The following is an 11,164-nucleotide window of genomic DNA, read 5'->3' as shown; positions in this document are numbered from 1 at the left end:
CAAGTATGTGTGTACCAGCTGTCATCTTACAAGCTCTCTTATGAAGGGATTGTTTTCAAGTTCTTCTCTAACAGTTGTTTTTGGACCATGTCCAGAAATTAATACAGTATCCGGGTTTAGATTTCCAAGAAGCTTAACTATGGAATTTTTAAGCAGATTAAAGTCGCTCATAGGTAGGTCATATCTTCCAATACTACCTTTAAAGATTAAGTCCCCAACTATAGCAATATTATCTTGCGGTGAATAAAGAACGATGCTTCCTGGTGAGTGTCCTGGAGTATGGAAAACAGTAAACTTTAAATTTCCTAAGGATAACTCGTCTCCTTCTTTTAAAAAGTTGTCCGGCTGAGGAGAATACTCCGCTCCTGCAAGTTCCCCCACTTCACTTTCCGTCCAGAAGTTTAAGTTTTTTGCTGCTTCTTCGTGCATTAAAAGTTGTGCGTTAGGAAAACTTAACTTAGCCCAAGAGTTGGCTGCAGTGTGGTCTGGATGCTCATGAGTATTGATAATAAACTTTACTTTTAAGTCCTCTTTGGAGACTAGATCCTCTATTTCCTCTATAGCCACTTTATCTCCTGGGTCAACAATCATGGCTTCCTTAGAAGCTTCATCCCAAACTAAAAGCGTGTTAACAAGAAATGCTCCTGCTGGTATTACCGCTAGTTTCATCGTCAAACTCCTTTAAAGCAATGTAGTCACCAATTTCTCCTAGATCTATGTACTCGTTTGCAGCATAAATTAGTTCTTTGGCAGTGATAGAACGAAATGAGATGACTTCTACCTTTATTCCTTTAGCTTTTAAAAAGTTGATAAGGTCCACAAAATCACCATCTCCACTCATTAGGACAACCACATCTATTTTGCCATTTTCAGCCATTGCAATAGCATCAATAGCTATGCCCATATCCCAGTCTGCTTTGTATTCTATTTTGTCCCAACTATAGAATTTTTTGGGTTCTTTGAGTTTTACCTCATAACCTAAGTTTCTTAGGACATAGATAAAGCTATCTTGGTTTACCTTTTCCAAGTCAACCAAATATGCTATAGCCCTATAAAGCTTTCTTCCTCTTACTCCAACTTCAAGAAGTTTCTTAAAGTCAACCTTTTTCTTTAAAGTGTTCTTTGCACCGTAGTAGATATTTTGCATATCAACAAAAACAGCCACATTAAGGTGAGAGGCTATTTTATCCCTCTCTATGAGTTCGTGAGCTTTCACCTGTTCCTCCTATTTTTACATCGCAGGCGTGTCTGTTCCAGACGGCAAGTGGAGGTTCACAGAGAGGATCATCTTTAAGTTCTTTTAAGAAACTCGTAAGGTCACTTTGGGGAATAAGTTTCATTCCAATTCCATAGTTAGAAAGGGCGAATATTACTCCTTTACCCAATGGTAAAGAATTAACTGCTACACAGTTAACGCCTTTTGAAAGCAAAAATTCTACAAGCTCTATACACCTTCCAAACTTCATATTAGCTGCTGGATTTCTAAGAACGGCGAGATCTTTAAAACCGTCTTTGTCTTTCTTAAGAAGCAAAATCTTAGGACACTCACCAAACCTTCCACAAACAGTTTTTTCGTCCTCTTCAAGAGGAATGGCATAAATTACATCGTTTCTTTCTTCTGGCTCAAAGTGAATTATTATCTTTTCTATGAAAGGTACATCTCTTTTTATTCTTTCTTCTATTTCATGGATTAGACTATGAGCTTTTTCGAGGCTATCAGTAGAGACACAGACCTCAGCCTCTATAAATTTGTAGCTTCCAGAACTTCTACCGGTGATAGATTTCACCTTGGAAATTAAAGGATAAGAAAGCATTATTTCTCTTATTTTTTCTAAGGTTTCTCTATCAACAGAAGCGTCCAAAATGACTTTTAAAGACTCAAGCATAATTTCAAAACCAGAGTGAAAAATAAATAAAACAACTATTAGAACTGCTATCTTCTCAATGATAGGATAACCAAAGTAATTTCCAAGAATTCCAGTTATAACTATAACTGAGGAAAGCATATCAGTTTTTATGTGTTCAGAATCGGCTATCAAACTTGGGGAATTAAGTTCTTCCCCTTTTTTCCTTTCAAACCTTGAGAATAGGTAGGTGATAATTATTGTCAAAGCAATAGCAACAACTGCCACTGGTAGGTTAGTAATTTTCATTTCTTCTTGGCTAAAGAGAATATCTCTTGCTATTTCATAACCTGCAAAGAAGATAGCAAAAGCGCTTACTAAGGATATTATGTTTTCTACTTTGTATAAACCGTAAGGGAAGTTGTTTACTTTCATGTTGGCTATTACTATTCCAGCGTAGACGGAAAGAGCGGCTGCAAGGTCTGCAATGGAGTGAATTCCATCTGCTACAAGGGCAGCAGAGCCAGAAATCACTCCAGCAACGACCTTAAGGATAGATAGGAAGAGATTTACCAAAACAGAGTAAAGGGCTATTCTCTTTTTTTCCTCTACCATAAATTACTCCTTGGCTTTAAGCTATGGAAATTCTAACATTTAGTTAGAAGTCCGTGTCTCCAAGGTCTAGAAAATCATTGTGTCTTTTTTTATCTCTTAACAATCTTTCTTTGTATTCTTGCCACTTTTCTATCGCACTTATGTCGTTTCCACCTTTTTTGGATTTTGCAAGTTTAATTTTTACAAGGGCTGGGACCGGTATCATGCTCCCCATAACTAAAGCTTCACCGGTGTTTAAAGAAGGTAGTTGTTCTACAAGATCTGCACTTAAAGCCTCAGAAGCTTGCTGAACGTGTCGCTGATCTCCAGGTTCCACAAGGCGCAAAATTATCATGTTATTCGCTTGAGAAAGGGCGTTGGAATCAAGGGCTTTAGGTCTTTGAGTAACAAGACAAAGTCCAAGTCCAAACTTTCTACCTTCTCTCGCAATTCTTGAAATCCAGTACCTGCTCTTTGTATTCATTGTGGCAGAAGCTAAGATATGAGCTTCTTCGAGTACCATGAAAAGAGGGAACTCCAAACCTCTATCTTCTGTAAGAACGTATTCCTTTCTTTTTTCTAGAACGTTTCTTAGAACGTGGCTAACTATGATATCAGCTATTTTTTCATCAACTTGAGAAAGGTCTATAACATTAAGTTTCCCAAACTCTATTTGTTCTACTATCGGAATAGTTAGAGGGTCAAATAGAGTAGAGTAGAATTCTTTCATATCTTCTACCTTGTTTAGAACACCAACTATGGATTTTTTGTCGTCTTTGTTTTCTTCGTCGTCCCTGTATAACTTTAACTCTGCCTCTAATCGATTCCAAAAGTCTCCTGCTGAAATTTCTCCGTTCCTTATTTCTTCAACTACGGTTCTAAAAGCACGTCTTAGATACCTGTCCTGTATGTAGGAACTGTCGTCAACGTTTGCAAAGAGTCTAAACTCTTGGTAGCTAAGTCTTGAAGGATTGAGCTTTAGGTCGATTTTTCTGACCTTACTTTTATCTCCAAAATCAACGTATTCACCGTGCATATCAAAGACTAAGATAGTTCCGTCCTTTTCAAGAAGTCCCTCCAAAATTACAGATACTGTATTGGATTTTCCTCCTCCAGTGATTGCCAAAATTGCTAAATGTCTGCTTACTATTTTGTCTATTTCTATAAAAACTTCAACGTCATCGCGGGTTAAGAGGTGTCCTAAGTGAATTTTTTTCCCATCGTCATAACCAAAAACTTTTTGTAAGGTTTCTTTTGAAGCTAAGAAAATGTCTGTCCCTGGTTCTGGAGGAACTCTAGGGACAAACATTCTTTTATTGACATCTCCTAAAATAGAAATTTTTCCTCTGAAGAAAGAGTTTTTTCCTGTAATTCTTTTTAGATGTTCAATATCCTCTGGTTCAAGGTCTTCAGCTAAAGTTTTATTTATTCTTCTTATTTCTCTAACGAACCCTAAGACTTTGTATCCTTCATATTCAAGTTCAACGTAGTCCCCAAGTTGAATAGCTTTTGAGCTTACGAATTCAACTTCTCTTGTAGAGGGTTCTCCTATGCATATTCCTATTGGTTTTGACATTTTTCCTCCTCTTTCGTTCGAAAAGCTTAATTTAAATGATAAGAAAAAACTATGAAAGGAGGTAGAAATGTCTGTTCTTGTTGAGTTTGCAATGTTTCCTACAGACAAGGGAGAAAGTGTAAGTGCGTACGTTTCAAGAATAATAAAGATGGTAGATGAAAGTGGAGTTACCTATAAACTCACTCCAATGGGAACGATATTTGAAACAGAAACTATAGAAGAGGCCTTAGAAATCATCAAAAAGGCATATGAAACTTTAGAACCGGATTGTAATAGAGTTTACTCTGTTGTTAAGTTTGATATTAGAAAAGGTAAAAGCGGGAGAATGGTCCAAAAAATAAAATCGGTTGAAAGCAGATTAAATAGGGAAGTTAGCAAGTAATTACAATTTCTTTAAAAATTCCTAAATTTTATACTGGAGCAGGCTGAGGGGTCGCTCTTGGGAGTTTTCCCAAGAGAGGAAAGTCCGGGCTCCACAGGGCAGGGAGCTGGCGTTAAGCCAGGTGGGGGTAACCTCACGGAAAGGGCCACAGAAAAGAGACCGCCACCTATAAGGTGGTAAGGGTGAAACGGTGGTGTAAGAGACCACCGCTCTTTCCCGCGAGGGAAAGAGGCACGGCAACCCCCTCCCGGAGCAAGGCTAAATAGGCTGGCGTTTGAGGGTTGCCCGCCCGATGCCAGCGGGTAAGCCGCGTTAGATAAATGACCCCTTCAAACAGAACCCGGCTTACACGCCTGCTCCAGTTAACCTTCTATAACTTTTACGTAAACTTTTCTTGTTCTTGGACCATCAAACTCACAAAAGTATATTCCTTGCCATGTTCCAAGTAATAGTCTTCCATCTCTAACTATTACCGTTTGGTTACATCCAACTAAAGAAGACTTTATGTGAGCAGCGGAATTCCCTTCTGCGTGTTCATAAAAAGACTCCATCCATGGAATTAACTTATCAAGCATAGTTTTTATGTCTTTTTTAACTGATGGGTCTGCGTTCTCATTAATTGTTATTCCTGCAGTTGTATGAGGAACATAAATAACACAAATTCCCTCTTTTACTCCTGACTGAACGACAATAGATTCAACCTGTCTTGTTATGTCGATAAACTGTGTTCTACCGTTAGTCTTGAGGGAAATTTCATAAATCATTCTTGCCTCCTTTTCTTAGAGTTCTTCCCCTACTACCCAGTTATCTATAAGTCTTGCATTACCGACAAAAACTGCTAAAGCTATCAGATCCCCCTTTTTCACAACTTTTACGGGTTTTAAAGAGTTAGCATCAACTATTTCAATATAGTCTATTTTCTTAACGTGAGGATGAGAAAGGATAAATTCTTCCATTTCTTTTTTTATCCTTTGAGGACTTGTTTCTCCACTTTCAAAGAGTTTTTTAGCAAGTTTCAGGGCTTTATAAAGTGAAGTTGCAGAGAGTCGTTCTTCAGGGGTTAAATAAACATTGCGAGAACTTTTAGCAAGTCCGTCTTCTTCTCTAACTATTGGACAACCCACTACTTCAACGTCAAAGTTTAGATCTTTTACAAGTCTTTCAATAACTTTGAGTTGCTGGAAATCTTTCTTTCCAAAGTATGCTCTATGGGGCTTGACGATATTGAAGAGCTTTGTAACAATAGTTGCTACCCCTCTAAAATGTCCTGGCCTTCTTGCCCCGCAAAGAGTTTCAGTTAATCCTTCAACTTCAACAAAAGTTGAAAAATCTTGTGGGTACATCTCGGGAACGTCAGGTATAAAAAGAATGTCAACTCCTTCCTTCTTTGCTATTGCAGAGTCTCGATCGAGATCCCTAGGATATCTTTCAAAATCTTCATTCGGTCCAAATTGGGTTGGATTTACAAAAATACTCATAACAACAATGTCATTTTCTTCTCTAGCACATCTCACAAGACTGATATGTCCTTCGTGTAGATATCCCATAGTAGGAACAAAACCAATGGTTTTACCGGTTTTTCTCAAGGTTTCTGAAATGGACTGCATTTCTCTAATAGTTCTCACCACTCTCATGGCTTAGCCCCTTATCCAAAATTAGTTTTGCTTTTATAATTCCAACCCCAAGAAGGATAACGGTAGCAGAGTAGTAGATCCATATAAGGAAGACAATCAAGGCTGCAAATGAACCGTAAAAGATACCTATCTTCGAAATGTTGAGGATAAACCAAACGAGAACCTTTTCAACAATTGTAAGTAAGAAGAAGACAAAAATGGAAGTTTTTAAAATGAACTTAAAAGGGATTTCTATAGGAAGTAAAAAGTAGTAAATGCTTAGTAAAATCGCAAAAAGGAGGATTGGTACAAGCATTGATGAAACAAAAGAAAGTAAAGGTAGTTGAGGAAGTAAAAGGGCAATTAAGTATTTAGCAGAATAAAATATGAACATTAAAATCCACAAAAAGAAGATAACAGCAATAACTAATAAGTTTTTATGTATAAAATTACATGAACTTTTCCTGCATAAAATTTCGCAGAAAGATCTCTCAAGTGAAAGAAATATTCCTCGTGAAAACCAAAGCATAACTAAAGCAGCAGTTCCACTTACTAAACCTGAGTTGTTTATAACCTGCTCTATCTGGGTAAATATGGGGTTTAGTGGAGAGTTTATGAACTCCTTTGGAACGAAATCGTAAAAATTTATCTGAAAAACGATCATTCCGAGAAAGAACAAGAATATAAAAAGAGGAATTATTGACATTAAGGTAAAGTAAGCAATAGAAGCAGCAAAGAAAAGATAATCATATCTTATAGCATCACAAACAGCAAACAGAACGTATCTTAAAAATTTTATTTGTTTTATCTTTTTTAAAAGTTCTTCGCAGTTCATAGAGCAATTATACTAACCCGGGAAAACCCGGGTAAAAACTATTGAGCGTAACTATGAAGTCCTGGAATGATAAGGTTAACACCGTAGTAAGTGAATATAACGCTTAAGAAACCTACTATTGTGAAGTAGGCTAGTGGCTTTCCAGAAAGTCCCTTGATGTAACGGGCATGAAGGTATGCAGCGTATATAAGCCAAGTAATGAGAGACCATGTTTCCTTAGGATCCCAAGACCAGTATCCTCCCCATGCGTATTTCGCCCAAACTGCACCGAGGATAATTCCAATTGTCAAGAAGACAAATCCTACTGCTACAGATTGGTACATTATACTTTCCATGGTTTCAATAGATGGGAAAATCTTTGTAATTCCATACCTTTTAAGAAGATATAAAAATCCACAGAAGACAAGAGCAACAATAGCAGAAACAACAAGATAAAGAGGAACGTTTTCTCTATAAGCAGAGTAAATCACAAAGAAAAAGATGAACCAAGTTGTTACAAAAACAATAGCCCAGTCTTTACCTGTTGTATCATCTCTCTTTGCAAAGTACGCATAAGCTACTCCAGCACTTACAGCTGCAGCAGCATAACCGATAAAAGTTGTTACTACGTGGAAAAGTAACCAGTTACTCTGAAGGGCTGGAACTAGTGGTTGGGCTTCCGGATTAAAACCGAGAATTTGAGTTGACAGTTCTCCCATTAATGCTAAAGGAACTACGAACATACCGAAAGCTTTGTTTTTATACTTTAGTTCAAAGAGAAGGTATAAAAGTATCGCAGTCCATCCAAAGAGCATTAAAGACTCGTACATATTTGTAAAGGGAGCATATTTATAAAAAGCTGTCCAATCAGAAACCATGTTAACTTGTGCTTTTTCAACTCCCCTTACAATGAACGCTACTCCTTGGACAAGAACTCCAAGCCAAGCAGATATTGTTGCAAATTTTCCTGACCAGGAACTTTTGGAAAAAGTATGAATTGTGTAAAGAAGGAATGATAGAAAGAAAGTAACCATTCCTGCATTGAAAAGAGCTACGGAACTAATCATCTCTTTCCTCCTTAGGGGTATTTGGACAGTATGAAGACTTAACTACCCCTAAGACCTCCTCCAACTCCTTAACAAGTCCCTCTGTTCCTTTATTTGTTATTCCACCAATTACAAGAGTTACTTTTTCTTCTTTACTTTCTTTAATCCTAGCCCAAACTCTCCTGTGTGGAATGAAAAAGGCAACAAAAAGGCCAACTATCAAGATGGTGCTACCTACCCATACAATCCAAGTTCCTGGATCTTTAGCAACCTGCAGTCCTGTGTAAAAGCCATCCATGATGTTTGTAAGTATGAAATAGACTTTTTCTTCTTTTAAGTAATAAACAGGAAACATTTTTTGAGCAAAGTCTACAGGTTTTAAAGTTAAAGATTTTAAGTTTCCCTTACTTATAACTTCTATTCCAATTGCAAGAGTGTGTGGATCAAAACCAACCACTCTTAAGTAAACTCCATCTTTTACTTTTACAGCCTGAGACAGGGGAACTGCAAAATCACCAATAGGTTTTCTCTTTTCGTCAAACAGGGAAAAGAAAATACCCGCAGGCTGCCCATAGGTAGCTTGATAAAAGTAAATTCCTTTATATTCGAGAGGATCGTTAACTTTTACTTTTTTTCTAAGAACTTCTTTTCCGTTTTCAATTATTGATACGTCAGATATGTAAGCTTTTGGCATACCTGATGGATAAAAGTCAATCCTAAAGTCATTACACTTTACAATGAATGGAAGTTCTACAACCTTTCCTTCATTTGAGAAGAAATTAACGATGTTAGAGCTACTGCCTTTGAAAAGAAGTATGTATCCTCTATATCCAAAAATTGCAGTGATAAGTCCACCAACAAGAACTATTAAAACTCCCAAGTGAACGATGTAAACTCCCAATCTTGCAAACACATTCTTATCTGCAAATATGTGAACTTCTCCGTTTCCCTCTTTTGAAACTTCTGTTTTGTAGCGCAATCTATTGAGAGACTGAATAACAGCTTCTTTTATTTCATTAATGTTTCCTTTTAAAGTTATTCTGTGAACTACCTTTAGATTCTTCTCTGCACCCTCTGGGAAGATTTTCTTTGGTTCTTTGACAACTTTCCAAATTTTTGGAAGCCTTTTTATTGAACATACGGTAATGTTAATAGCAAGGAGGGTTAAAAGAAAGATGTACCACCATGAATGATAAACGTCTGTAAATCCTAAAAATTTAAAAATTTTGTAAGTAGTCTCTCCATACTCTCTTAAGTATTGATCTGGATCTTTTTGTTGTTCGATTATTGTTCCGATTATGGAAGTTACAGCGAGAGTTAAAAGCAGGATAATGGCAAGTTTTACAGAACTAAAAAAATCATAAACTTTCCTGAACATTTTTTCTCCTGTTGTCTTTATTTTTTGTCTTAACAACTCAGGGTTATTTAATCAAACTAAATACGATAAGTCAAGGACTTTAAAGTTTGTGGACTCTTTAAGGATAAGGTTAAAAGGGTCTTCTAAACATACTCCTTCCCAAAAAGTAAAAATTGGCTTTTCAAGATAACCCTCTATTCCAAGAACTTTTGCACCATTGATGGTAATTAACTTTAAAAGTTTTCTGGTAGATATGTTTCCTTCCAATCTGTAGTAAATGGCTTTTATTTCTTCTATAATGGAAAGAGAAACGTTTGAACTTAGACCATCTGTTCCCACAGTAACTTTGTCGTAATCTATTACGTGTTCCACCTTTGGAAAACCTACCTGTAAAAATATGTTGCTTCGTGGACAAAGAACTATTCCACAGGACTTTTTCATTAAAGTGTCAAGTTCCTTCCTAGAAAGATTTGTACAGTGAACGGCTATTGTATTTTCAAACAGGGCTTCAGCTTTCTTTAAGTATTCCACTAAATTTTTAGTAAAAACTTTTTCATATCTCTTTCTTCCAAGAAATGGATAGATAAGGGTTTCAAACCTATTCTCTTCTCCTCTTGCAAACTTTTCCTCATCTACTGTTTCTCCAAGATGGATCTGAAACTTGTAGCCTCTATCTTTTGCATCTTTTGCAATCTTCTTTATAAGTTCAAAAGAAACTGAATAAACGGAATGGATAGACAGTGGAGGGGGAAGATTCTTAATCTCTAAATCCTTTCCTATAATTTCCAAAAACGAAACTCCGTGTTTCATAAACTTTCTCGAGATTCCAAAAGAGGAAATATCTCCAACGTAAACCACTCCGAAAGATTTTAATTCCTCTAATCCCTTTTTTACTGCTATTTCTAACTTATCTTTAGAGAAAGTTATCCTTTCCTTAATTATCCATAAAAGCCAATCAAAGAATGAGGAAAAAACATCTACAGAAAAAGAAGTTAAGGATAGTTCTAAGTGTGTATGGGCATTAACGAAAGGAGGAAAAAGAACTCCTTTTAAAGAAATTTCTTTTTTGAAGTTTCCTAGAGGTTTTTTTTCAAAGTATCCATCTACTTTGCCGTTTTTAATTACAATGTATCCATTTTTTATAGCGTCTAAAGAACTTGTTATTACCCAATCAGCTTTCACGAGAACTTTCACACGAATACCCCTTAACGAACTTTACAGCTTCATCTACCGTTTTTATCTTACCAAGAGCTTGGAGTTCAAGCAGTTTCTTCTTTATCTTTCCTACACATTCATTTGGTCTGTCAAAATTCTTTATTTTCATAATTTCTCTACCGGAAAGCAAAGGCTTTAAATTTTTTATTCTTTCTCTGTAGAACTTAAGCAAGTAGTGAATGAACCTTATAAACTCATCTATTTTCATTTTATTTTCTTCAGAAGTTGCCATAAAATCTGCAACGCTGTGAAGTAGAACATGAAAGCTAAAATTTCTGGTTGACTCAAAGAACCTATAGATAGCTTTGTCCGATAGCCTCTTCTCCTTATAAAGTTCATAAAGAAAGAAAGGTCTTAAGTGATGTCTTATAACGTTGCTTGCTAAAGAGCTTGCTTTTTTCCCGAATCTCAAGCGCAAAAAAGCCTCTTTTGCTATTTTAGCCCCTACTTTGTCGTGGTTATAGAAAGTTAGTCTTCCATCCTTTTCCTTAACTGTAATAGGTTTGCCTACATCATGATAAAGGGCAGTTAACTTTAGACAATCTGAATCGGAAAAATCTTTAAATAGTTCTCTGCTTCCAATTTCTTTTGAAAATTCAAGTAGGATGTAATCTTTTTCCTTTAGACAGAAAGTTTCCAAATATTCTACGGACAAGATTGTGTGCTTTTTTAGGTTATACTGGTGGGGAGGGCTCTCAGGAACCTTCTCTAGATCCTTAAGTT

Annotated in this window: 12 protein-coding genes and 1 other RNA gene; 2 read left to right on the top strand and 11 right to left on the bottom strand. The window is 36.4% G+C overall.

The window, feature by feature from the left end; translation table 11 throughout:
- Window positions 1–21: 21 nt before the first annotated feature.
- Genes ABGX27_03560 through ABGX27_03545 form a run of 4 tightly spaced genes read right to left on the bottom strand, consistent with a single transcriptional unit; the run spans window position 22 to window position 4,014 of the window.
- Window positions 22–669 carry an MBL fold metallo-hydrolase gene (locus tag ABGX27_03560; protein ID MEO2068567.1) on the bottom strand — a complete coding sequence of 216 codons (648 nt, stop codon included), beginning with the start codon at window positions 667–669 and terminating at the stop codon, window positions 22–24.
- Complete coding sequence (locus tag ABGX27_03555) at window positions 629–1,216, bottom strand: NYN domain-containing protein (protein MEO2068566.1); 588 nt, start codon at window positions 1,214–1,216, stop codon at window positions 629–631. Before ABGX27_03555 ends, ABGX27_03560 begins: the two co-directional genes overlap by 41 nt.
- Entirely contained in the window at window positions 1,185–2,459 is a 1,275-nt protein-coding gene (locus ABGX27_03550; GenBank protein ID MEO2068565.1) for a cation diffusion facilitator family transporter, read from the bottom strand. Before ABGX27_03550 ends, ABGX27_03555 begins: the two co-directional genes overlap by 32 nt.
- Window positions 2,460–2,502: 43 nt before the next feature.
- Window positions 2,503–4,014: an ATP-binding protein gene (locus ABGX27_03545; GenBank protein MEO2068564.1), complete on the bottom strand. Its 1,512-nt coding sequence runs from the start codon at window positions 4,012–4,014 to the stop codon at window positions 2,503–2,505.
- A 67-nt stretch (window positions 4,015–4,081) separates the two neighbouring features.
- Here ABGX27_03545 and ABGX27_03540 point away from each other — a divergent pair, with 67 nt between their 5' ends.
- A complete protein-coding gene (locus ABGX27_03540) occupies window positions 4,082–4,396 on the top strand; it encodes an MTH1187 family thiamine-binding protein (protein ID MEO2068563.1) in 315 nt (104 codons plus the stop codon).
- 35 nt (window positions 4,397–4,431) lie between these two features.
- Window positions 4,432–4,760, top strand: an RNA gene (gene rnpB, locus ABGX27_03535) — RNase P RNA component class A.
- Here the strand turns inward: rnpB and ABGX27_03530 are convergent.
- From ABGX27_03530 to ABGX27_03500, 7 genes are all read right to left on the bottom strand, one after another.
- Window positions 4,759–5,160, bottom strand: a complete 402-nt coding sequence (locus ABGX27_03530; GenBank protein ID MEO2068562.1) for a secondary thiamine-phosphate synthase enzyme YjbQ — start codon at window positions 5,158–5,160, stop codon at window positions 4,759–4,761. The two genes, rnpB and ABGX27_03530, sit on opposite strands and share 2 nt — an antisense overlap.
- 15 nt (window positions 5,161–5,175) lie before the next feature.
- On the bottom strand, window positions 5,176–6,030 hold the full coding sequence (gene panC, locus ABGX27_03525; GenBank protein ID MEO2068561.1) for a pantoate--beta-alanine ligase: 855 nt from the start codon (window positions 6,028–6,030) through the stop codon (window positions 5,176–5,178).
- On the bottom strand, window positions 6,008–6,844 hold the full coding sequence (locus tag ABGX27_03520) for a YihY/virulence factor BrkB family protein (protein ID MEO2068560.1): 837 nt from the start codon (window positions 6,842–6,844) through the stop codon (window positions 6,008–6,010). Before ABGX27_03520 ends, panC begins: the two co-directional genes overlap by 23 nt.
- Before the next feature lie 38 nt (window positions 6,845–6,882).
- Window positions 6,883–7,890: a c-type cytochrome biogenesis protein CcsB gene (ccsB, locus tag ABGX27_03515; protein MEO2068559.1), complete on the bottom strand. Its 1,008-nt coding sequence runs from the start codon at window positions 7,888–7,890 to the stop codon at window positions 6,883–6,885.
- Window positions 7,883–9,247 carry a cytochrome c biogenesis protein ResB gene (locus ABGX27_03510; GenBank protein ID MEO2068558.1) on the bottom strand — a complete coding sequence of 455 codons (1,365 nt, stop codon included), beginning with the start codon at window positions 9,245–9,247 and terminating at the stop codon, window positions 7,883–7,885. The genes ccsB and ABGX27_03510 overlap by 8 nt, the downstream gene beginning before the upstream one ends.
- A 51-nt stretch (window positions 9,248–9,298) precedes the next feature.
- Window positions 9,299–10,420, bottom strand: coding sequence for an amidohydrolase family protein (locus ABGX27_03505; protein MEO2068557.1), 1,122 nt, complete (start codon window positions 10,418–10,420; stop codon window positions 9,299–9,301).
- The coding region (locus ABGX27_03500) for an HD domain-containing protein (GenBank protein ID MEO2068556.1) at window positions 10,398–11,164 on the bottom strand (767 nt) is incomplete at its 5' end. The genes ABGX27_03505 and ABGX27_03500, both read right to left, overlap by 23 nt.

Source organism: Desulfurobacteriaceae bacterium, from assembly GCA_039832905.1.
Classification (GTDB): domain Bacteria; phylum Aquificota; class Aquificia; order Desulfurobacteriales; family Desulfurobacteriaceae; genus Desulfurobacterium.
This window is presented reverse-complemented; position numbering and strand designations above follow the sequence as displayed.